The sequence below is a fragment of the Ruegeria sp. THAF33 genome (genome assembly GCF_009363615.1).
Classification (GTDB): domain Bacteria; phylum Pseudomonadota; class Alphaproteobacteria; order Rhodobacterales; family Rhodobacteraceae; genus Ruegeria.
Window position 1 is genome coordinate 406,184 of sequence record NZ_CP045384.1, and the last position, 21,317, is coordinate 427,500.

21 protein-coding genes, 1 tRNA gene and 1 pseudogene (1 of these 23 cut by a window edge) are annotated in these 21,317 nt (G+C 55.7%); 8 read left to right on the forward strand and 15 right to left on the reverse strand.

The window, feature by feature from the left end:
- Positions 1–11 precede the first annotated feature (11 nt).
- From FIU92_RS02010 to FIU92_RS02025, 4 genes are all read right to left on the reverse strand, one after another.
- Complete coding sequence (locus tag FIU92_RS02010; RefSeq protein ID WP_172978456.1) at positions 12–1,952, reverse strand: CHAT domain-containing protein; 1,941 nt, start codon at positions 1,950–1,952, stop codon at positions 12–14.
- A 30-nt stretch (positions 1,953–1,982) separates the two neighbouring features.
- A complete protein-coding gene (locus FIU92_RS02015) occupies positions 1,983–2,801 on the reverse strand; it encodes a hypothetical protein (RefSeq protein WP_152456969.1) in 819 nt (272 codons plus the stop codon).
- A gap of 95 nt (positions 2,802–2,896) precedes the next feature.
- Positions 2,897–3,862 (reverse strand): peptidoglycan-binding protein, encoded by a 966-nt coding sequence (locus tag FIU92_RS02020; protein WP_152456971.1) that lies wholly within the window; start codon positions 3,860–3,862, stop codon positions 2,897–2,899.
- Positions 3,863–4,697: 835 nt separating this feature from the next.
- The gene (locus FIU92_RS02025) at positions 4,698–5,087 is read right to left on the reverse strand and encodes a hypothetical protein (RefSeq protein WP_152456972.1); all 390 of its coding nucleotides are present in this window, start codon (positions 5,085–5,087) and stop codon (positions 4,698–4,700) included.
- A 197-nt stretch (positions 5,088–5,284) separates the two neighbouring features.
- Here FIU92_RS02025 and FIU92_RS02030 point away from each other — a divergent pair, with 197 nt between their 5' ends.
- Positions 5,285–5,989 carry an IS6 family transposase gene (locus FIU92_RS02030; protein ID WP_152456974.1) on the forward strand — a complete coding sequence of 235 codons (705 nt, stop codon included), beginning with the start codon at positions 5,285–5,287 and terminating at the stop codon, positions 5,987–5,989.
- Between the two features lie 390 nt (positions 5,990–6,379).
- A pseudogene (locus FIU92_RS02035) lies at positions 6,380–7,103 on the forward strand (IS5 family transposase).
- 165 nt (positions 7,104–7,268) lie between these two features.
- Here the strand turns inward: FIU92_RS02035 and FIU92_RS02040 are convergent.
- Positions 7,269–7,344 (reverse strand) — tRNA-Val (locus FIU92_RS02040).
- A gap of 295 nt (positions 7,345–7,639) precedes the next feature.
- Between FIU92_RS02040 and modA the strand changes: the two genes are divergently transcribed.
- The 3 genes from modA to modC are packed head-to-tail and all read left to right on the forward strand — an operon-like array spanning position 7,640 to position 10,214.
- On the forward strand, positions 7,640–8,419 hold the full coding sequence (gene modA / locus FIU92_RS02045) for a molybdate ABC transporter substrate-binding protein (protein WP_254705343.1): 780 nt from the start codon (positions 7,640–7,642) through the stop codon (positions 8,417–8,419).
- A 5-nt stretch (positions 8,420–8,424) separates the two neighbouring features.
- Positions 8,425–9,117 carry a molybdate ABC transporter permease subunit gene (gene modB, locus FIU92_RS02050; protein ID WP_152456975.1) on the forward strand — a complete coding sequence of 231 codons (693 nt, stop codon included), beginning with the start codon at positions 8,425–8,427 and terminating at the stop codon, positions 9,115–9,117.
- Positions 9,114–10,214, forward strand: a complete 1,101-nt coding sequence (gene modC / locus FIU92_RS02055) for a molybdenum ABC transporter ATP-binding protein (protein WP_152456977.1) — start codon at positions 9,114–9,116, stop codon at positions 10,212–10,214. The genes modB and modC overlap by 4 nt, the downstream gene beginning before the upstream one ends.
- Here modC and FIU92_RS02060 read toward each other — a convergent pair.
- Together FIU92_RS02060 and FIU92_RS02065 are read right to left on the reverse strand one after the other, a co-directional pair.
- Positions 10,211–11,143: a Hint domain-containing protein gene (locus FIU92_RS02060; RefSeq protein WP_152456979.1), complete on the reverse strand. Its 933-nt coding sequence runs from the start codon at positions 11,141–11,143 to the stop codon at positions 10,211–10,213. The two genes, modC and FIU92_RS02060, sit on opposite strands and share 4 nt — an antisense overlap.
- Entirely contained in the window at positions 11,144–11,656 is a 513-nt protein-coding gene (locus FIU92_RS02065) for a toxin-activating lysine-acyltransferase (RefSeq protein ID WP_152456981.1), read from the reverse strand.
- Between the two features lie 185 nt (positions 11,657–11,841).
- Here FIU92_RS02065 and FIU92_RS02070 point away from each other — a divergent pair, with 185 nt between their 5' ends.
- Entirely contained in the window at positions 11,842–12,249 is a 408-nt protein-coding gene (locus tag FIU92_RS02070) for a hypothetical protein (RefSeq protein WP_152456982.1), read from the forward strand.
- Between the two features lie 3 nt (positions 12,250–12,252).
- On the opposite strand, the gene hemF is transcribed toward FIU92_RS02070, so the two are convergent.
- The 4 genes from hemF to clpS are packed head-to-tail and all read right to left on the reverse strand — an operon-like array spanning position 12,253 to position 15,329.
- Positions 12,253–13,137 (reverse strand): oxygen-dependent coproporphyrinogen oxidase, encoded by an 885-nt coding sequence (gene hemF / locus FIU92_RS02075; RefSeq protein ID WP_152456983.1) that lies wholly within the window; start codon positions 13,135–13,137, stop codon positions 12,253–12,255.
- Positions 13,138–13,142: 5 nt separating this feature from the next.
- On the reverse strand, positions 13,143–13,943 hold the full coding sequence (locus tag FIU92_RS02080; protein ID WP_152456984.1) for an SDR family NAD(P)-dependent oxidoreductase: 801 nt from the start codon (positions 13,941–13,943) through the stop codon (positions 13,143–13,145).
- 36 nt (positions 13,944–13,979) lie between these two features.
- A complete protein-coding gene (locus FIU92_RS02085) occupies positions 13,980–14,945 on the reverse strand; it encodes a class I SAM-dependent methyltransferase (protein ID WP_152456985.1) in 966 nt (321 codons plus the stop codon).
- Between the two features lie 42 nt (positions 14,946–14,987).
- Positions 14,988–15,329: an ATP-dependent Clp protease adapter ClpS gene (gene clpS / locus FIU92_RS02090; RefSeq protein WP_152456986.1), complete on the reverse strand. Its 342-nt coding sequence runs from the start codon at positions 15,327–15,329 to the stop codon at positions 14,988–14,990.
- A 93-nt stretch (positions 15,330–15,422) separates the two neighbouring features.
- On the opposite strand from clpS, the gene FIU92_RS02095 reads away from it, so the two are divergent.
- Positions 15,423–16,124 (forward strand): HAD family hydrolase, encoded by a 702-nt coding sequence (locus tag FIU92_RS02095; protein ID WP_152456987.1) that lies wholly within the window; start codon positions 15,423–15,425, stop codon positions 16,122–16,124.
- Positions 16,125–16,403: 279 nt separating this feature from the next.
- Entirely contained in the window at positions 16,404–17,798 is a 1,395-nt protein-coding gene (locus tag FIU92_RS02100) for a D-alanyl-D-alanine carboxypeptidase family protein (RefSeq protein ID WP_152456988.1), read from the forward strand.
- A gap of 57 nt (positions 17,799–17,855) precedes the next feature.
- Here the strand turns inward: FIU92_RS02100 and FIU92_RS02105 are convergent, their stop codons facing one another.
- The 4 genes from FIU92_RS02105 to FIU92_RS02120 all read right to left on the reverse strand — a co-directional run.
- On the reverse strand, positions 17,856–19,103 hold the full coding sequence (locus FIU92_RS02105) for a hypothetical protein (protein WP_152456989.1): 1,248 nt from the start codon (positions 19,101–19,103) through the stop codon (positions 17,856–17,858).
- A 149-nt stretch (positions 19,104–19,252) separates the two neighbouring features.
- Positions 19,253–20,014 (reverse strand): LamB/YcsF family protein, encoded by a 762-nt coding sequence (locus FIU92_RS02110; protein ID WP_152456990.1) that lies wholly within the window; start codon positions 20,012–20,014, stop codon positions 19,253–19,255.
- A 12-nt stretch (positions 20,015–20,026) separates the two neighbouring features.
- Positions 20,027–21,025 carry a biotin-dependent carboxyltransferase family protein gene (locus tag FIU92_RS02115; protein WP_152456991.1) on the reverse strand — a complete coding sequence of 333 codons (999 nt, stop codon included), beginning with the start codon at positions 21,023–21,025 and terminating at the stop codon, positions 20,027–20,029.
- On the reverse strand, positions 21,022–21,317 hold the final stretch of the coding sequence (locus FIU92_RS02120) for an allophanate hydrolase subunit 1 (RefSeq protein WP_152456992.1). 454 nt of this gene lie beyond the right edge of the window; only the last 296 of its 750 coding nucleotides appear in the window; its start codon lies beyond the right edge, outside the window; its stop codon occupies positions 21,022–21,024. Before FIU92_RS02120 ends, FIU92_RS02115 begins: the two co-directional genes overlap by 4 nt.

Genomic DNA, 21,317 nt, shown 5'->3' on the forward strand with positions numbered 1-21,317 from the left:
AAAAGTCCGGCTCAACTTGATGAGCCTTTGACCTTTTCGAGCACTCGGGCAGCGATTTCTGATAGATCTTTCTCCGAGTTCCGGAAAAAGCCGTTCTCTTTCGTCCACCAATCTCGATAACGTATCAGTGTCTTGATGGTTGTCGCGGGCGGGTGATCCTTGCCGTGAGACGTTGCCTTCAATCTGTTGAAGCAAGCAACAATTTCGACGATATCGGTCGAACCATCAATATGTCCCTCTAGCAGTTCGCATTCCATAAGTGTTCCGTGTGCCCAACACACTTTTTCAAGGTCGCTTTCCGATGCGACGACATTCTCACTCGCCATTCGACCGATCTTGAGGAACAGATTGTTGCTGGCATCGCCTAGGGTAATGATCTCCGTCGCTGCGGCTTGCAAGACACCCCAGTGGTTGTTCAGGTCCTCGGCAGAGCGCTTGTACCAGTCCCGTGCCTCATTCAACTCATGTCGCGATTTTCCAACTAATTCTTCACGATAATCGGCAAAACACTTGGCCAACTCCCAATACCACTCCGCTCTGCGTTTAGCTGAACTCGCTATCAGTCCCAATATTTCATTTTTTAGAAATTGTATTTGGACCAAGTCCGGTTCTTTGTCGACCGTTTTAAGTTTAAGTTTTAACGCATCAGCATGTTGACAGGTCGCGTCAATTTCTTCGCGATACCTGTCGATTGTGCTGGCGTTGGCCGCAATAAGCTTGCCCATCCGGTCGCTTGCGGCTTCCATCCTCAACAAGTCAGCTCCCGTGGATGTCAGAAACAATCGCTGTCTATAGTCGTCTGGCAGCCGCACATATGGTGTAATTGCAGCCCAGTCATGGGTGTTTTGCTCTTGCCCGTAATCGAACAACTCCCGTCGCATCTCCAGTAAGGACTCGCGAACATCCAAACCATTGGCTTCCCCTCGATAGAAGCTGCTCACCATAATACTGGAACCGCCAAATGTGAGCGGAAACTGAGAACCTATCACAACAGGGAAGCCGGCCTCGTGCAGCTTATGTGCAAGTGACTCTCCTGGCTCTAACAGGCTTGTTTCATTTCCCCCATCGCAAATTGCCAATGTGACAGCTCGACAACTGGAGAGCATTGGAGACAGAGCCTTGCACAAGTCCTCAGAACTAACATCTTGAGAAATCGAGTCTTCTCCTCGGAGGCGAACACCATATACGGTGCAGTTTTGATGCTTTTTTGCAATTGGGACTCCATGAGCAAGCATATGCACGTGAGTGTATGGAGCGTTTTCATCACGAGCTTCTATGCATGCCGTTTCAATATCGTGCAGGCTAGCATCTTTGAGCTCTGTAATTATCGACTTTGCATCGGGAATAACATCTGTATAGCCCTCGAACGTCCGAGATGGAGTTATATGCAAGAAGGCGTCCCGTAAAGCATCGTAGTGCTTTTTGTGTTCCGGTTCGCTGCGCTGTCCTTTTGCATCGGCCGCGGCCCATGCAAAAAGAACACGCGGCCTGATCGGCCAAGGGCCACTTTTTTGAATTTCCGCTCCCCGAATTCTTCGCGTTAGGATGACTTTGCCAGCTCTATGATCACCTAGATGGACTTTGTTTCCCTCTCCGTCCGGAATTGTAAGCGTCTCAAACGGAAGTTGCGTCAGTTCATCAAAACTAAGTACCAAGTCTATTTGCGTGAAGGCTTGCTCAGACTTGAATTCTGCTTTTTTGAACAGTTTGCCCACCAATTTGGAGCAGTTCTCTAGCGCTTGGTTGCGCGTCGCAACATTGATCGGTTTGTGGCTCTTGTCAAAGTAAGCTAAAGACTGAAGCGAGACTAAAAACTGTTTATGAAAGTCACGGTCGAAGACATCTTCATCTAGCCTAGACGTGAAGGTTTCTTGAGATGGGATTAGCAGCTGATAGCTCCGTTGCGGATCGAGCATTGCATTTCTGACGCCCGTCCGCACTGGCTCAACCATTATACTTTTCCATTGACTGGACATAGTCGGTTACACGTCGTTGTCGTCGAGATCCTCCGGCCCGTCTAACTCGATCATGCCCAATTCTGCGTCGTCTGGAGCATGGCCGTTGCTGAGAACTCTGAGACCGCCGCCCAAAAGTCGAAGCTTGAACAAACCTAATCCCATTACGCCACCTTCTCCGACAATTTCTAATCCAATATCTTGATTAGAAGAGTAGGTTACCTCTGTTGAAGCCGATGCAGCATCTAGTGCTTTTAACGCCGATGCGGATCCACCAAGTTTTATCTCCGCTCCAGCTCGTTTTGCAGAAATTACGGTACAGCCTTCTGTTTTGTAGAGGCTACTGACTACTCGATATTTTAGCTTCCATCCACTTTGCTTTTTGAGTTGCCCCGCCAAAAAGGCCGTGTTGTCGAGGTCTTCTCGAGTAAGTTTGGCCTTGACCAAAAACGAGTCCTCTCGAGTGAATTCGATCTTCATTTCAGCGTCCACATCCCCGGCAGGAGGGAAAGCATCAACCTCGACGCCCGCTGCCGTTCGAGCCACTACGGTACCCTCACTTTTAAGATCGACTGTCGTGCTGTTGTCGCTGGACCGAGTGTTACCAGGTCCAACAGCATCGCCGCCCAAAAACTCTGAGATATGACCGATTTGATGAAAAACACCCCCAGACATTAAACCGTAGTCACCAAGTCGGAACGTATTGGTCACGGGCAGCCAAGCTGCGAACATTTTTATCTGAGTGTTTAAAAGTCTGTTGTAAGTCCTGGGTGTACCCATTTTGTCCTCCCAAAATTTAACTTGCCCAAACTCATCTACGCGAGCGCTCTTGAAATCCGCATTCACCAAGTTGTGTCATTTATTAGTCCCAGTGCTTCTCCTGGCAATCAAACTTACCACAAGTATACTCCCAAAAAAACGTTCTCCGATTCAGTGTCTCATCACAACCTAATGAAGTCTTTCTTTTTGCGCCCTCGAGTTCGGCGACAAACTTCGTACCCTTCCCTAGACCCTTCGTCGTTTGTGTTGCCCTCGATCGTATCAAATGTGCCGTTTTCATAGTCAAAGGCGAAACCAGTGTGCGTCCAATCGCTCGAAGTTCTTCGAACAAGAAAGATACAACAACTTCCCAGCCCACTATTAGAGAACTCTGTCGGTGAATTATCGAGGCTACGTTCTGACACAAACAAACCAGCTGTTTTCGCCTGGGTCGCAAGTATGTCACAAGAAAAAGACCCGCCAATTGGCATGGCAATTCCATTGACCTTCGCTGCTTGCTTCATCACAAAAGTTACGAAACCTGCGCACCATGGCCACGCGTCCCCTTCATTGCCATTCATGTAGGCTCTGACCCATGGCCCTTTATTCTGGCCGCTAATTTCGACCGGGTGCTCACGCAAATGCTGTCTGGCTATGCGCAGCACGGCATCCGATAGCGAGGTCGGCGCGTCCATTTCTGGCCTCGCGAATGCTCTTAGCATGGGCGCCACCAAGTGGCTCCATGTCGCCTCGTCCACCACCCCTGTGCTATCTAGGCCTCGAGCAGATTGAAATTTTTTGACCGTCCGCTTAGTTGCATCGCCAAAGTCATCGTCTACTGCAGTCCGGAAGTTGTGAAATGTTAGCCATTCTTGAACGCGACGGGCTTTTATACCACGCGCTCCCGTCTTAATTTCGCCGGGAAACTCAAACTCATCTTCAACCTTACTAGAATAAGAAAGGATTTCGCCGGTAACGGGTTCTTCGGTCTGATCAGCGCCACGATACCGGGAATATGCATCCTTTGTTCTGGGGCCGGGCTTACCACGAAATGTCCCGTCATAAAATCCCAGCGCGTGTAGACCGCGCTGGATGAGTATCCCGTCCTGCACATCCACTTCACATAAATCGATGGGGCTGGTGCTCATACTTATCTCCAATCAAATATAGTTTGAATAACCAACAGCGCCCTGATCAATCTCCACCAAACGAAATGTTTTTCGCAAAGTAGATGAATTTAGAGATCGGCAACTAAAGGTTCATAAGACTACAAACATTCCATTAAAAATAGAGGATATAACATCTCCAAGTTGAAGTATACTGCGTGGTTGGGGACTTGCCTAGGGCGCCTCGAAGCAGCCGTAGACTCCTTGTGGTACAACTCCTACTAAGTCGGGTTGGTCCTGCCAAGATAGCCAAGGAACATCACTAGCACATAGGCTCCCACCGCGAACGACTTGCCAGTCTCCATTCTCTCGGGAAAGTAACAGTACGGTCAAATTGTCTAGATGATCTTCACCGTCAAAACAGTCCAAGACCAATGGTGCCCAGCTTCCGGACGAGCGGGTTCCCGGTTGTGCACCCAATACGGCCCAATCATCAATTACGCACATGATGGGATGACCTGTACTCAACTTATTAACCTTGAACACTAGTTCCGCTGGCTCTTTCAAACCAAAATCTGCAGCTACCGTAAGTCGCGCTGCATTCAAAATCGGTTTCCTGTCTGGATCACCCGGTTCGAGGCGGCGTAGCACTTGTTCGGCGTGCAGCTCTCCCGCCCAAGAAATGATGTAACCGAAACAAACAGCTAGAAAAACTTCTTTCCTCATGTTCTACACCGTGCTTGTCTTTGCGCGTTTGTGAGGTCGTGAAAAACCCGGTTGGCAACTGCTAAAATGCGACAAACCTCAGAGCCAGGGTCCGCTCTATGTACTCAGTACAACCTTGTTGAAAGGTGCCGACGAGTCAGCATTCCCGTCCTCACTCGTCAGGTTCGTACAATCTTTCAAACTCTTTCGGGCTCATTGCCCAACCATCATTTTCATCGGTGCTGTTGAATGCAATCATATCCCCGGCTTGATAATTGGTAAAACCAGACGTGGATTTCACTTGCCCATCAGACTTTGCGACTCTCGCCCAGGTTAATGTCGTCTTCTCATACAGACCAAGGCTGATTTCCGAGTAGGTCCGCTCAAACACTCTGCTATCAATTGTATACACGCTGCCATTGTTATTGACGAGCCAATCTCCGGCGCGTGCAACTTGAACGTCTCCCCATTTCTGATAAGTGAAACCGTCAGTTTCCAGATCAATTTGCACAGCAACCACGGTAGCATTTTTACGCCGACGGTAACGCTTCAATTCATCCATACCGTGCCCCTTTTCTAGTGGCAGCTAACGTATATCAAAAACTGCAGGGAAATGATCGCCCATCACTTTTGCCCTGGCATCTGCCTCAGAGAGCTCTTGCAGCAGCTCCATGTTGTCTGGTTCATCCATAGCCGTCAAATGGTATTGTCAGAAAGATTCCGGTTGAGACGGGCAGGGCGGCCTCGTAGCGTCTGAACATGACCAAACCTGACCCGTTCAAAGGCTTTCAAAGCAGCCCGGAAATCATCCGCCTGGCCGTGATGCTGTACATCCGTTTCCCTCTTTCGCTTCGGAATGTCGAAGATCTGTTGCATGAACGCGGTGTCGAAATCAGCCATGAAACGGTTCGGTTTTGGTGGCGCCGTTTCGGGCCGATGTTTGCCTCAGAGATCAGGAAGCGCAGGATCGAAGGCATGCGATCCAGTCAATGGCGTTGGCACCTCGACGAGATGTTCGTGAAGATCAATGGCGAACGCCACTACTTGTGGCGGGCCGTCGATCACGAGGGCGAGGTGCTTGAAAGCATTGTTACCAAGACGCGTGACAAGAAAGCGGCATTGAAATTCCTCAGGAAATTGATGAAGCGGCATGGCCGTCCACACGTATTCGTCACGGACAAGTTGCGCTCCTATGGCGCTGCGCTGAAGGAAATCGGGGCGGCGGATCGGCAAGAAACGGGCCGCTGGCTGAACAACCGGGCGGAGAATTCCCACCTACCGTTCCGACGACGAGAGAGGGCGATGCTCCGCTTCCGGCGCATGCGAAGTCTGCAGAAATTCGCCTCAGTTCATTCCTCAGTGCACAATCATTTCAATCAAGAACGCCACCTTTACTCACGAGAAATCTTCAAGCTGAACCGGACCGCCGCTCTCGCCGAGTGGCGTCAACTTTGTTCCGCATAGGTTCACGCATTTGGCGGCAAACTGAGACTGGTTCGAATCCGTCTGACACCACCGCCACTTTCCTTTGAATTCATTGGAAAAAATGGCGGTTTTTACCAGCTACCCGCCAACATACCCGCCAAAGCGGTGGCTAGTTTCGAATGGGCTGTAGACATCGACGGATTGATACCGGGAAATAACTCGTCAGTTCAAACTGACTATGAGTTACCTGATCGGGTTCAGCCAAATATTCTATCCGTTTACTGTTTTTTGCTGGGCGACAGACTTCCATACAAGTTCTAAGTTAACTCCTAGGGTCAGGATGCATTGTGTTTAGCTGCGCTGCGTGACTCACTGCTCCTAGAACGGAGCGGAGACAAGAGCGATCTTTATTGGCGAGCCGACGCGCAGATGGCGAAGCTTGTCCCATTTTTCCCGAAGTCGCACGGCAAGCCTCGGGTTGATGACAAACGGGTTTTGAGCGGGATTATCTTCATCAATCGCAATTGTTTGCGCTGGTGAGATGCCCCGGAAGCTTACGGGCCGCACAAAACGCTTTACAGCCGATGGACGCGTTGGAGCGAGAAAGGCATCTTCGCACGGATCATGTCTGGTCTGGCCGCCCAGCATGGCGAAGAGACGACAGTCATGATTGACGCGACCTATCTAAGAGCACACCGCATTGCGACCAGTATGGCCGCAAAAAAGGGGGCGTGGCCGCCTGATCGATAGAACCAAGGGTGCCATGAATACCAAGCTGCATACTATCTGTGATAGCCAGGGTCGCCCGTTCAACCTGTTCGTTACGGCCGGGCAAATCAGTGATTAAATCGGTGCTCTGGCTCTGCTCAGCAGCATACCAAACGTGAATTGGCTTCTCGGGGATCGTGGTTATGACGCCGACTGGTTTCGAGAAGCGTTGAAAGACAAAGGGATACGCGCCTGCACCCCCGGGCGAAAGCAGCGAAAGACGCCTGTCGAGTACGACAAGCGCAGATACAAGCGGCGAAACCGCATTGAGATTATGTTTGGCAGGCTTAGGGATTGGAGGCGCGTGGCGACACGCTGTGACCGTTGTTCCAAGGTCTTCCTATCAGCCATCGCACTCGTAGCAAACTTAATTTACTGGTTATGAATCCTGACCCCAGGTCGTTTTTCGATTGTTGCCATTGCCCAAATCTCCTGTGTTGGAGATATCTTTTCCGTTCAAGTGCAGCGGAGGCGCAGCGGACACAGTTTCATGCGCAGCATAGCAAGAGGTGCTAGTCGCGTAAGACCTTGATACACTGCGGGGAAAGGATGGTGGGTGATGAGAGACTCGAACTCCCGACATCTTCGGTGTAAACGAAGCGCTCTACCAACTGAGCTAATCACCCGTAATGCTGCATTTAGCCAAGCCTGCGGGCAGGTGCAAGAGGGTCTGGAAGATTTTCTTGCGTTCCGTCTTCGGTGGCCGTCCAACGGGGCATCTTGTCATCCGTAGGCCGAACAGGCGGGCGCTCGGGGCGCCTCTCGGCGCTGGAAGGTGGGCAGCACATTTTCGGACAGATCGATGGAAAACGCCTTGCTCAACCTACAACCCATCATGTGTAAATGGCCAAAGGCGCTTGCGCGCCACCGGTGGCGTCCGATATCCCCGGAGAGACTGAAGCAAACCGGTCGGGAGTGTACATGACCCTATCCTTCGCCCGCCGATTTTGGATGGTGGCATTGGTCCTTGGCATGACGGCGCTGGCCCCGATCCGGGCCGGTGCAGAAGGCATTCTGGTCTTTGCAGCGGCCAGCCTCAAGACCGCCTTGGACGAAATCGTTGTCGGGTACGAAAACCAGACCGGTCAGAGCGTTTCCGTTTCCTATGCGGCGTCGTCGGTCCTGGCCCGGCAGATTCAGCAAGGTGCGCCTGCGGATGTGTTTGTCTCGGCCAATACGGATTGGATGGATGTGTTGGAGCAGGACGGATTGATCCGGGCAGACTCTCGGGTTGATCTGCTGGGCAACGGCCTGGTTCTGATCGGGGCTGAAGATCATGCGCAAGTGGGTGAAATCCAGCCCGGATATGACCTCAAGGTGGACTTGAAAGACGGCTATCTGGCCATGGCACTGGTCGACGCGGTGCCTGCCGGTATCTATGGCAAAGCTGCTTTGCAAAGTCTGAACCAGTGGGAGGCTGTGCGGACACAGGTGGCGCAGGCCGACAATGCGCGCGCTGCGCTGGCTCTGGTGGCGGCAGGGGCCGCGCCGCTTGGGATCGTGTACCAATCAGATGCCAGGGTGGAAGAAAGGGTCCGGGTCGTTGGGACGTTCCCTGCCGATCTGCATCCACCGATAATTTACCCCGCGGCACTGACCCTCGATGCAAAAGAAGGAGCACACGCCTTTCTTGAACACCTGAAAACGGATGCAGCCACGGCTGTATTTCTGGAGCAGGGATTTACCCTGCCGGTCAGGTGATTGCCTTGGATTGGTTAGGGCCTGCCGAAGCAGAAGCTTTGAAGCTATCATTGCGCGTGTCCTTCTGGGCGACGCTGGCGACTTTGCCGTTTGGTATATTTGTCGCTTATGCTCTGGCGCGTTGGCGGTTTCCCGGACGACAGGTTTTGAACGGTCTGGTGCATTTGCCTTTGATCCTGCCGCCGGTTGTCACCGGATACCTGCTGTTGCTGACTTTCGGCATTCAAGGGCCGCTGGGCCGGCTTCTGGCCGAGTTCGGGATCGTCGTGGCCTTTCGCTGGACAGGCGCGGCCCTTGCCGCCGGGATCATGGCCTTCCCTTTGATGGTCCGGGCGATCCGTTTGTCGATCGAAGCGGTGGACCCGAAGCTGGAACAGGCAGGGGCAACTCTGGGCGCGTCGCGTCCGATGGTGTTTTGCACGGTGACCTTGCCGATGATTTTGCCGGGTGTCATAGCCGGGGCTATTCTGGCCTTCGCCAAGGCCATGGGTGAATTCGGTGCGACGATTACCTTCGTGTCCAACATCCCGGGTCAGACACAGACGTTGCCTTCGGCTGTCTACGCTTTTTTGCAGGTCCCGGGCGGCGAGGCGGCCGCGACCCGGCTGGTTCTGATCTCGATCGTCATCGCAATGAGCGCGTTGTTGTTGTCGGAGTATGTGGGGCGGCGTGCCGCGGCGCGGGTGGCCGGATCATGAGCCTGTCTGTTCGATTGCACCACCATCTGTCGGGGATTGATCTGGACGTCAGTTTTGATGCGCCGCCGGGCGTGACGGTGCTGTTCGGGCGCTCGGGATCGGGCAAGACCACCATCGTCAATGCCGTGGCAGGGTTGTTGCGGCCCCAGGCGGGCCGGGTGGCGGTAGATGGCTGGGTTCTGTTCGACACGGAACAGGGCCTGTGGCTGCCGCCGCATCGGCGTCGGTTGGGGTATATTTTTCAGGAAGGGCGGTTGTTCCCCCATCTGACCGTGCGCCAGAACCTTGCCTATGGGCGTTGGTTTGCGCCGAAAAACACACGTCGCGAAGACCCCGACAAAGTCATCGACATGCTGGGCATCGGTCATCTGCTGGACCGCAGACCTGCCGGGTTGTCAGGCGGTGAGAAACAGCGCGTCGCCATCGGGCGGGCCTTGTTGGCAAGCCCGCGATTGGTCCTTGCAGATGAACCGCTGGCAGCACTGGATGATGGGCGAAAAGCGGAAATCCTGCCCTATTTCGAGCGTCTCAGGGACGAGGTCTCGGTTCCGATCCTCTATGTGACGCACTCTGCCGCTGAAGTGGCCCGGCTGGCTACATCCGTTGTTGCGTTGCAGGATGGCAAGGCCGTTCGCCACGGGCCCGCATCCGAAATGCTTGCCGACCCGTCAGTGGCCCCTGCGGGAATTCGCGCCGTCGGGGCCGTGTTGCAAGTTCAGGTTGCAAAGCATCATTCCGACGGGCTGACGGAGTTGAACGCCAATGGCGCGCGGCTCTTTCTGCCTCGTATCGCGCATGAGGTCGGGGCAAACTTGCGGATTCGGATACCCGCTCAGGAAGTGATCCTGTCGAACAACAAACCCGAAGGGCTTTCGGCACTGAACGTGCTGGCCGGGACCGTGGACACGATCCGGTCGGGCGAGGGGCCGGGTGCCATCGTGTCGGTAAAGACCCCAGCGGGCAATGTGCTTGCGCGGGTTACGCGTCGATCTGTTACGGCCCTAAACCTGAAACCAGGCAGCACATGTTATGCCGTGATCAAGACGGTTGCATTGGCCCCGCAGGATGTCGGCGGGCGCATTGTGGCCGGCAGCTAGTCGCCGGCAAGGGCGCGGGCTTCGTGTTCGCGCAGTATCAGACGAGCCGCGCGCCCGAACCCGGTGTGACCCGAGGTCGGTCTGTCGGGGAATATCGAAGCCAGTTCGCGCAATGCCTCAGAGGACAGCGAATAAAGGGCCTCTTCCCCCAGAAACAGGCTTTCGGCCTGCGCGCCCTCGGCGTTCAGGATCTCATGCCGGTCCAGCAGGACGTGAAGATACTCGACCGTTTGAACCGATGTATCGATGCCGATGCCGGGCCATCCGCACAGGTGTTTGGCGGCAACCAGGGCTTCGGATGCGCCGAAAAGCAGCTCGACTTTCGGGCCTTTGACCAGGATCCTGTGCTGCTGCGACACCAGAAGGTCCCGTGAGGGTTCGTTCGGCCCCAGACTGCCCGCCGAGATACGAACGGGGCGCAAAGCAGGTTCATCGCATAATCGTTCGGGTGGAATCCTGCTGCTTTCGATCCAGCGGATAGGTTGCAGACCGTGATCGGCAGTGGCCACCATATGACCCGCCTCCAGCGTTTCGATCGCAAGCGGGCCGCTTTCAGTTTCGATCAGGGTTCCGGCCGCAAAACAGACGCCCTCGATCCGGATGACCACTTCCACCGGGTCCGGTGTGCCGGTGAATGGAAGGGTGAATGGGCCGGCTTGGGTTGTACCCGAGACGCTGATGAAGAAAGAATCGAAGACGACTTCGCCTTTGTCGAGGCCATCGAAAAATGTCGGGTCGACGGTATAGGTCCACTCTCCTGTGTTCGGGTCGATCGAGGCGGTGCCGTTGGCGGGCTGTGCCGCAATCGTCCAGGTTTGCGTGACCGGATTGAAGTTCCCATTGTCCAGAGTGGGTTGTCCCGTCTCAACGTTGGGTGGAAAACCAGTCACATCCCCGGTCAGTTCGCCTGTGATCGGAACTGAAACCAATTAACCCTCGCCTTGCTGCAGCACGCGTTCAAATTCCTTCTTGCGATACAGGCGCATGTGAACCTCGCCCGCTTCATCCCGCGTCCATTCGACGATGCGATTGCGTGTCATGTCACTGTCCATCCGGTTGGTGCGCACACGCGGGTGCGGGATTTCCTGCTTGAGGATATCAACAATTTGGCTGGTCTGTCCAAACGGAGCCACAAGATCAATGATCCAGAAGGATGATCCGCTGGTGAAGTCCGTGTCGGAAAGGGGTTTTTCTTTCACCGCGTAACGGAATTCGGCTTCGGGGCTGAGCCCGGCGAAGGTGACAAAACCACGGGGGAATCCGTGCTGTCGGAAGATATGGTACTGGCCCAGGCGAAACGGAGTTTCGAACGCGTACAAAACCTGTGCCAGACTGCGTTTCTGATGTGTTTTCGTCAAACCCGCCAGATAGAACATAGCGCCCAGATCCGCGTATTTTTCCGGTGTGAAATCGAACCAGTCTTTTGGAAACGTCTTGCTCAAAGAGATGCCCAACAGTGTAACGGGAACCAAAAGTCTACAGCGAGTGTACTGCTTTCCTGCAATATGGGTAGAATAAATTCTTTGATGTGGTCAGTGTTGCCGGCTCGTTGGCCTGTCCTGCTTTACTCGCAGGTCGTCCCGACTATGCTATTAGTATCGGACCCTTGTTTCGGGATACCTGGATTATGCGTTCATTCAAGACTTTGGCTGCTGCCGTGCTTTTGTCGATACCTGCGATGGCCGAGGCTGTCGGGTTCGGCTTGTCCGTTCGGCCGCAATTTCGTACGGAAATCACGCCAATGCCGGACGGTGTCTACGAGGTCAAGGCCATCGGATCCTCAGCACCCGTGAATTATTGGTGTGGAATTGGGGATTACGCGATCCGTAGTCTGGGCGTGCCAAACAACCAACGGATCTATATCTGGCGCGCCTATGAACCCGGCGTCCGGACCGTGCAATTCTCTCTGACCCCGCCGCCGGGGGCGGATACCAAGCCGGGATATTCCATCACCGTCAGGAAAGTCGGGGCCAACATGTCGGCGTCGTCGGCGCAGAACTACTGCTATGACAACTTCATCATGGACACGTTCTGAGGGTCAGATCCATTTCGCCATTGGTGGCAGGCTCATCAGAACCGCGTCCGGATCATGTCCGGTTTCCAGTCCGAATTTGGTGCCGCGGTCATAGACCAGATTGTATTCCGCATAAAGACCGCGATGCACCAGCTGGGTGTCTTTGTCGGCGTCCAAGAAACCCTGTACGCGCCGTTTTTCGACCAATGGCACGAAAGCGGGCAGGAAAGCCCGACCGATATCCTGCGTCAGGGCGAAATCGGCCTGCCAGTCTCCGGTGCAATAATCATCCATGAAAATACCGCCTACGCCGCGTGCGCGTTTGCGGTGGGGAATATAGAAATATTCGTCCGCCCACTCTTTCAGGCGCGGATAATGTCCGGGTCCATGCGGGTCCAGATGAGCCTTTTGGGTATCATGGAAATGCGCCGTATCGTCATCATATTCGATGCAGGGGTTCAGATCCGATCCGCCGCCGAACCACCAGGCGTGCTGGGTCCAGAACATCCGAGTGTTCATATGCACCGCCGGGACATGCGGGTTCTGCATATGCGCCACGAGGCTGATCCCCGAGGCCCAGAAACGCGGGTCTTCGGTCATCCCGGGGATGCCTTTGCGTGCTGCCATCGCCTGTTGTGCACGCTCGCCCAGGGTCCCGTAAACTGTCGAGACATTGACCCCGACCTTTTCAAACACTCGCCCGCCGCGCATCACGGACATCAGACCGCCCCCTGCGTCAGAGCCGTCCTCGGACTGGCGTTTGGTTTCCTTGACTTCAAAGCGGCCGGGCTTTGCGTCGGAAAACGGGCCGGTGTCGTGGCTGTCCTCCAATGCTTCGAAGGCGGCAACAATGTCGTCGCGCAATTGGCGGAACCAGGCTGAGGCGGTGTTTTTTTCTGTTTCGAACATGGGTCTCAATGCGCCGGTGCGGCGACAGGGTCAAGCAATGTGCGGCCGCCATCGATTGTCAGGATCTGGCCGGTGATGAATCCGGCTGCATCCGATGCCAGATACTGCGCGGTTTCCGTCAATTCAGTGGCCGACGCGATACGGGCAAGCGGTGTGTGCTTTTCGATATCGTCGCGGAATTCTCGGTTCTCTCTTAGCGTCGATTGCAGTGATGCACTCATGACCGAGCCGAGCGCAATCGAATTGACCCGGATGCGGTTCGGCGCCAACGCCACGGCCAGTGAACGTGTCATCTGGTCCAGCGCGGCGGTCGACACGGAATAGGCCATCAGGTCGGGATGCGTGCGGCGGGCCGCGATGGATGACAGGTTGATGATCGATCCGGCAGGGTTTTCATCGTCGCCCCCGGCCTGCTTGATCATGCGTTTTGCGACCAACTGGCTGAGCCGCAGCGCAGGCATCAGGTTCTGGTTCAGCAAGGTACGCATCGAATCGTCATCGGGATCAAGCGGATCAGACTGGATCACCTGGCGCGCTCCGTTGATCAGAATATCCACCTGATCAAACGCATCCAGTGTTGCCGACAGCAAATTGGCAATGGTCAGCTTTTCGCGCAGGTCGCCTGCGAAATAACGAATATTGCCGTCTTCTGCCTGTTCCCCAAGCTCATCGATCAGACGTTTCTCATCTATATCGGCGAACATGACATTTGCGCCCGCGTCCGCGAAATGCCGACCTATGGCCAGCCCGATGCCATTGGCCCCGCCTGTAACGATTGCTGTCTTGCCTGCGATGGAAAAGGACATCCGAATCCTCCTGAATTGAGGGCAGGTTAGCTGGCCTTATCGCCGAGGGCGAGAGGCCTCAAACACCTTGAACCGGTTGTCGCCGGCGGCTTCATCGACCCGAGCGAAGTGTTCGTTCAGAGTGGTTTCGTAGGGAAGGTGGCGATTGGCGACCATCCATAGGGTTCCGTTGCGCGTCAGATTGCGTGCCGCTGCTGCGATGAAACCCTGCCCCAGCGTAGGGTCGGCACTGCGTGAGGTGTGAAAAGGGGGGTTCATTACAACAATGTCCAATGGCTCTGGCGCAGACCAGGTGACGGCGTCGGCCCAATAAAACCGGGCCTTGGGGTCAGAGGCGTTGATGCGCGCGCAGGCAAGGGCCGTGTGATCTGCTTCGACAAGATGCACGGATTTTAGGTTGTCGCGCTTCAAAAGCTCTGCGGTCAGATACCCCCACCCGGCACCCAGATCGGCCACGCGCGGCCCCAGCTGGGCAGGCAAGGCGTTCAGCAACATGGCCGAAGCGGGATCGATCCCGTCCGCTGAAAACACACCCGGTGCCGTGTGGTACCCATCGACGATCTGCGTCTTTGGCGCAGCCCAATCTGCAAAGCTCTGCGGGTCAGCCCGAAACCAGAAGATTTTCCCGTGTGCCTTGGACAGAGGCCCTTCGACCGGAACCCTTTTGCGAACATCTTTCAGAATGCTGTCCACGCCATCGGTCTTTGCGCCATCGATCACGACAACGCCGCGGGCTCGTGAACTGGCCAGATGGATCATCGCCCGCGCAAGCGCCTTGGCCCGCGGCAAAAAGACAATTGCATCCTGGCAAGGGTCTTCCGCCTCGGGCACCGTGTCAAAGCTTTGCGCGGCAAAATGGTCGTAAAAAGGTTTGAACGGCTGCACCACCTGCGCCGCATGGGGAAGCGCCGACAGATCATGGGCTGGAACAGGGCAGATCACGCTGAGGGGAGATGACAGCGACAGGCCGTTCTGCAATGCAAATTCCAGGCGAGGGGACATGGGCAATTCCGGCAAATATGGGTGAGGGTCAGGCGAAAAGCCTTATTCTTCGCGTTCCATGGTGCATTGCAGCGGGTGCTGGTGCCGGCGGGCGAAATCCATAACCTGGCCAACTTTGGTCTCGGCAATTTCATGGCTGAAGACCCCGACGACGGCCACACCTTTTTTATGCACGGTCAGCATGATCTCGAATGCTTCTGCATGGGTCATGCCGAAGAAACGTTCCAGAACATGAACCACGAATTCCATCGGCGTGTAATCGTCGTTCAGCAACAGCACCTTGTACAAAGGCGGACGCTTGGTTTTTGGGCGCGTCTGCACCAGAACGGACGCGTCGCTGTCGTCGTCCGGTTCGTCAGACATCATCCAGGTCTTTTCCAGCATCGTAGGCAACTGTCCGATTCAGTTTTGGGGTTTATCTTCGCGCTTATATAACGTGGGGATGGCCGGTGAAAAGAGCAAGCGGACGTAAACGAGATGACTGACAAGCTGACGACAATCGGTTTCGATGCGGATGATACCCTGTGGCACAATGAACGCTTTTTTCAGCTGACGCAGGCGCATTTTGCCGAGTTGCTGGCCGATCATGCCGACCAGGATCATCTGATGGAGCGGCTTCTGGCAGCCGAAAAGCGCAACATTCGACACTATGGCTACGGCATCAAGGGCTTTGTTCTGTCGATGATCGAAACCGCTCTCGAGGTTACGGATGACCGTGTGCCGGCCTCGGTCATTCGCCAATTGATCGAAGCCGGGCAAGAGATGCTGGCCTATCCGATCGAGCTGTTGCCCCATGCCCGCGACGCGGTGGAAGGCATGACAGGCTTGTGCCGGGTTGTCTTGATTACCAAAGGGGACCTGATCGACCAGGAACGCAAACTGGCTCAGTCGGGTCTGGGTGATCTGTTCGACGCAGTGGAAATCGTGTCTGAAAAGACCCCTGAAACTTACCGGTCGATATTTGAGCGGCATGGTGATGGCCCGGCGCGCGCGATGATGGTTGGCAATTCCATGCGATCTGACGTTGTGGCTCCGATCCAGGCAGGAAGCTGGGGGGTTCATGTCCCGCACGGCCTTATCTGGGAGGTGGAGCATGCTGAAGCCCCGGTCGACAGTCCCCGATTCCGGGAGTTGAGGGATTTGGGCGGTCTGGCCGAATTGGTGCACAGCCTGAAGTGATGTTGCCTTTTGGCAGCAGTTCCACGAAAACCCTGCCGGGTGTTGACCAAGTTCTGCCTCAATCGCGCATCTGGTGGGCTCAGGGCAGTATTTGTCTAGATATAGCCCAGTTCGGGCAACCTAACGAAACCGCGAAATGCTCAGCTTTCGGTTTATTTCACCAAGTCTCTGTGATAGTGTTTACGATAATAAAATAATTTTTGCTGACCGGGAAAACCCGGCGGCGCGAGGCAGACAGAGGCAAAAATCGTGCAGATTCGGCGGACAGTTCCGGCCCGAATGGGCTTTTTTCTCATAATGTTGCTATGTGTGCTGGCGTTTGCGCCGCTCAGGTCCATGGCGGCACCTTACGCAGCGATGGTGATTGATGCCCGAACCGGAGAGGTTCTGCATTCGCGCAATGCTGACACAAGGCTTCACCCGGCATCGCTGACCAAGATGATGACGCTTTATATCGCGTTCGAAGCGGTGCGGAATGGTGAGATCACGCTGGATACCCCGGTTCGGATCACCAAAAAGGCGGCAGCCGAGCCACCGTCGAAGCTGGGGCTGCGCGCTGGTCAGACAATTGCTTTTCGCTATCTGATCCGCGCGGCTGCTGTGAAATCGGCGAATGATGCTGCCACGGCCATCGGTATTGCCATCAGCGGATCCGAGGCAGCTTTTGCGCGTCGTATGACGCGAACCGCCAAGGCGATGGGGATGAGCCGCACGACCTTCAAAAACGCCCATGGTTTGACCGAGGCGGGGCATCTTTCGACCGCACGTGACATGACCACGCTGGGTCGGCATCTGCTGTATGACTATCCGCAATACTACAACCTGTTCTCGCGCCAATCGACCTATGCAGGGATCAAAACCGTTCCCAACACCAACCGTCGCCTGTTGGCAGCCTACAAAGGCGCCGATGGCATCAAAACCGGGTACACCCGAGCGGCTGGGTTCAATCTTGTGGCATCGGCAAAACGCAAGAATGAACGCATCATCGCCACCGTCTTTGGCGGAAAGTCCGGCGCCTCTCGGAATGCCAAGGTTGCCGAGCTTCTGGATTTGGGTTTCCGCCGTGCGCCGTCGCGTGCGCCCATTCGCAAACCTGCGCGACCGGCTTATGCAGGAAATACCGGATTGGGTGCCGGGACGCAGGTCGCCAGCGTGAGCGGGGCGCCAAAATCCAGTTTGCGCCCAGTTCGGCGCCCCTCCGCGTCAACGCAAGTCGCAAGCGCGGTTGCTGTGACAGCTGATGAGAATCGCGACCGCATCACCAGCGCGATCGCGGCTGCCATTGCAGAAGCTGATATCGCACCAACCGCACCGCCTGTAGAAACATCCGACACCCGTCCGGCATTGCGCCCCGAAAATCTGGTTCTGGCTTCGACGGATTCCACCAAACAGCCCGAGCCTGAACAGGAGGTTGTCACTCGGCTGTCTTCGTCAGGTGGGCACCTGTGGGGCGTCAATGTGGGGCGCTACACCACGCGGTATGAGGCCGAGAAGGTTCTGCTGAAAACCGCATTGTCGGAAATGACCACTCTGGAAGGCACGCTGCGCAAAGTGAACCAAAGCTCGCGTGGGTTTGACGCAACCTTTCAGGGCATGACCCGCGAACAGGCGGATCTGGCCTGTCGCCGTTTGCAGGCCCGCAACGTCACCTGTTTCATGATCGGGCCATCATAAGGTTCGGCATATTCTCTCCTGAATGGGTCTGGGCTGCGGCATTCCGCAGCCCTTTTTTCAATCGAAAACGTGACCGTGCTGGTATTGTTCGTCCTGTCCGGCGGCGGCTGTCAGGGCGGCGACATTGTCCTTGGTGAAGAACCCATCATATTTGTGGCACCGCTCGATGTACTCGGTAATCAGCAGGGTATGCTTGGAGTGTTTCGAGAAAATCTGTTTCAGGTTCGGATCGTCTTTGCACTCACCCACCACATGGGCGAGGAACGGGACACCCTTGTCCTTCAGTGTGTTCACAACGAAATCGACGTTCTTTTCCCCGGCGCCGTGATCGCCATCCTGAATCTCGACGGCCATGTGATGCAGACGACGGCCAAAATTGCGCACGAAATCCTCGGTCGGCATCGGCAGCTTGGCGAAGGAGTTCACGAAGGATGGCGTGTTGTTTGCGGTGAATACCTTGGCCGGAGATTTTTTGTCATCGTCCACATTGCCGTTGCGGTTCACGTTGGTCGATGAGTTCATGTCAAATATGTTGTAAGCGCCCCAGAAATAATAGGGCACCATGGTCAGAAACTCGAGGATCGCATCCTCGCGCTCGCCCGCCAATACCCGCGTCGCAAGATGGTCGATTCCCAGCATCAGCGGGGCGATTTTGCTTTCGGTTCCGAAAGCGGCGGCCTGTTCCAGACGGGCCTGTTCCGTGTCGCTCAGCAACACGCGATCCCCAAGGCCCAGACTGTCGGTGTCGTTGAAGTCGTGGGTCGAATACCCGACGCGGTTGCAGGTGAAATCGGACGGGGTGGTGAATCGGAACCCGTCTGATGTGTAGAACGGGTTCTCGGTATCTCCGGGATATTCGAACCGTATGTTCTGATCCTCAAGTGCATGGGTCAGCGTGTCCAGATCGCAGGCTGCGTATACCTCGCCCACATAGCGCGTCTGCGGTGTGTTGCGCGCCAGTGGATACATGCGATTGATGCGGGGGATGAAATCTTCAAACCCGGGGCTGAGCGGCGCCATCAGGATCAGCGCGGGATAGTCGGGATGTGAATGCAGAACCGAGAATCTGTGGGTCCGTCCCAGATAGCTGGCGGTGTGCCGATAGGGTGTCATCACGTAAAGCTCGACCATCGTGTCGAACGCCGCGTCGGGTTCGACCTGAATGATGATGGCCCGCATCGCGCCGACCTGATCCGCAATGCCCGAGCTTGTCCGGCGTTCGTAAATCTTCGGAAGGTATTCATTGAAGAAATCCGAGTTCTTCTTGTCGCCCCGGGGCTGATAAGACATCAGATCAAATGACATTCCACGACCTCCTTGCTCTTGCCCGCCACGGGTCAAGGCATTGTTTGAAATTGTAGTATTCAGAATTTGCGTTTGCCCGACATGCTAGGCGCTGAGGCCTGTACGGGCAACAGTCGTGAATTTGGGTTGCCGACGTTAACCCATGATGTTCAGCGGGTGAATTTCGTGACCTCGACACCGCCCCCGATCAGGCTTTCGCGAACAGAACGGGCGATCTGCACCGCGGTTGGTCCGTCCCCATGCAGGCAGATTGTGTCAATCGATGTTTCCAGCCGCTTGCCGCTTTCGGTGATGATCGCGCCTTCGCGGACCATGTTCAGGATGCGGGGTCCTGCGACATCCGCGTCATGGATCACCGCGCCTGGCCGGCTGCGGTCAACCAATGTTCCGTCGTCATTATAGGCGCGGTCGGCAAAAATCTCGCCCACCCATTTGCAGCCCAGCTCGCGCACGGCGTCTTCCTGTTTCGTCACGGCAAGAACCATCACGATGATGTCGGGATCGACGTCCAGCGCGCCCTGATAGCAGGCCCGCGCCATATCGACATCGACCGAACACATATTGGCCAGTGCGCCGTGCAGCTTTAGATGGCGAACTCTGGTGCCAACCGCTTTGGCCATGCCCATGGCTGCGCCCAACTGATACCGCACCAGATTGCGGAGGGTGTCCTGAGACAGCTTCATGTTCCGGCGGCCAAAGCCTTGCAGGTCGGGAAACCCGGGATGAGCCCCGATACCGACATCATTCTCGGCCGCCAGCTTCATTGTCGATGCCATTACATCCGGATCACCCGCATGAAAGCCACAGGCAATATTGGCCGAGGTGATGATCTTCAGAAGGCTTTCGTCGTCGCCCATTTTCCATGGGCCATAGCTTTCCCCCATATCGGCATTCAGATCGACGCTTGGCATCGGCACATCTCCTTAGTCGGTGGCAGAGATCACTCCGCTGATCAATTGGTAGGACAGCAAGTCCGGGATGTCATGCGGGTTACGCACCAACGCTTCGACTTTTGAGGGCAGGCGGGCAAGATCCGCCATGAATGCCGCGTGCAATTCGGTGGCTTGCTCCATGCTGACAAATTCGAACGTGATCGCTCCGCCGGCGGGTGTCTGGGCTGCGCGGGGCATGTCGCAGGGCAAAACGGTCGCGATGCGGGGATACCCTCCTGTGGTCTGGCATTCAGGCAGCAGGATGAACGGATCTCCGGTTCCGGTCATCTGGATGTCGCCCGGGGTAATAACCTCGGACAAGATGTTCAGTTGGCCAGTGGCCGCGAACCCGTCGCCGTCACTGTTCACTTGCATCCCCATCCGGTTGGCGCGTGCGCCACGATGGAATGAGGTGCGCGCAAATCGATCAAGCGTTGCGCCATCAAACAAGGACGTCTGGAAGCTGGCGACGACACGCAGAACGCCGCCCGAGAAGCGTTCGGAAGGGGGAAGTTTCAAACCAGCGTCGCCTGCATCCGGGCCACAGGTCAGCCGGTCGCCCGGCTTCACCGCTCGCCCGATCCGTGCCGTCAGGTGCGCGGATCGAGATCCAAGAAAAACCTCTGAATCGATACCGCCTCCCAAATGAAGATAGCCGTAATTGCCTTGCAGAAGCGCACCGATGACCAGCCGTTGTCCGGGTTCGAGGTGATGCGAGGCATTCCAGGCCACGAGGCTGTCATCAATGCTGGCCTGCATCCGCGCGCCGGTCAATGCGATGCGCATGTTCTGTGTGGCCTCGAACGTGCCACCCATTCCGGCCATTTCCAGCGCAGCAAGTTCCGGGCTCTGGCCGAGCAATGCGGCGCCTTCATGAAGGGCCATTGTATCGACGGCCCCGGACCGGGACAGGCCCTGGTCCAGATAACCTGTGCGCCCCTGATCCTGGATGGTGCAAGCCGGGCCGATCTGGTGGACGATTAGGCTCATGGCGCAATCTCCTCGCAGGTTGCTCCGCCGGTGCCATCTTCGTTTTTGGCTCTGATATGTTCCAGGTCTTCGCGGGAAACGGGTTCGAATATCAGTTCATCCCCAGGCTTGAGGGCGAATGCCTCGGTCGTCTCGGGCCGGAAACACCGAAAAGCCGTCTGCCCGACATGCCGCCACCCGGTTGGCGTCGGCCCGGAAAACAGGACAAACTGCGATATTGCAAGAACCAGAGCGCCTTCGGGCACCATGGGGGTCAGGTTTTGCAGCCGCGGAATATTGAACTCGGGGGGCA

Coding starts and splice junctions, on each gene's coding strand:
- FIU92_RS02010 (WP_172978456.1), bottom strand. CDS start 1,952: ATGGTTGAGCCAGTGCGGACGGGCGTCAGAAATGCAATGCTCGATCCG.
- FIU92_RS02020 (WP_152456971.1), bottom strand. CDS start 3,862: ATGAGCACCAGCCCCATCGATTTATGTGAAGTGGATGTGCAGGACGGG.
- FIU92_RS02025 (WP_152456972.1), bottom strand. CDS start 5,087: ATGGATGAATTGAAGCGTTACCGTCGGCGTAAAAATGCTACCGTGGTT.
- FIU92_RS02030 (WP_152456974.1), top strand. CDS start 5,285: ATGACCAAACCTGACCCGTTCAAAGGCTTTCAAAGCAGCCCGGAAATC.
- modA (WP_254705343.1), top strand. CDS start 7,640: ATGACCCTATCCTTCGCCCGCCGATTTTGGATGGTGGCATTGGTCCTT.
- modC (WP_152456977.1), top strand. CDS start 9,114: ATGAGCCTGTCTGTTCGATTGCACCACCATCTGTCGGGGATTGATCTG.
- FIU92_RS02070 (WP_152456982.1), top strand. CDS start 11,842: ATGCGTTCATTCAAGACTTTGGCTGCTGCCGTGCTTTTGTCGATACCT.
- hemF (WP_152456983.1), bottom strand. CDS start 13,137: ATGTTCGAAACAGAAAAAAACACCGCCTCAGCCTGGTTCCGCCAATTG.
- FIU92_RS02080 (WP_152456984.1), bottom strand. CDS start 13,943: ATGTCCTTTTCCATCGCAGGCAAGACAGCAATCGTTACAGGCGGGGCC.
- FIU92_RS02085 (WP_152456985.1), bottom strand. CDS start 14,945: ATGTCCCCTCGCCTGGAATTTGCATTGCAGAACGGCCTGTCGCTGTCA.
- clpS (WP_152456986.1), bottom strand. CDS start 15,329: ATGCTGGAAAAGACCTGGATGATGTCTGACGAACCGGACGACGACAGC.
- FIU92_RS02095 (WP_152456987.1), top strand. CDS start 15,423: ATGACTGACAAGCTGACGACAATCGGTTTCGATGCGGATGATACCCTG.
- FIU92_RS02100 (WP_152456988.1), top strand. CDS start 16,404: ATGGGCTTTTTTCTCATAATGTTGCTATGTGTGCTGGCGTTTGCGCCG.
- FIU92_RS02105 (WP_152456989.1), bottom strand. CDS start 19,103: ATGTCATTTGATCTGATGTCTTATCAGCCCCGGGGCGACAAGAAGAAC.
- FIU92_RS02110 (WP_152456990.1), bottom strand. CDS start 20,014: ATGCCAAGCGTCGATCTGAATGCCGATATGGGGGAAAGCTATGGCCCA.
- FIU92_RS02115 (WP_152456991.1), bottom strand. CDS start 21,025: ATGAGCCTAATCGTCCACCAGATCGGCCCGGCTTGCACCATCCAGGAT.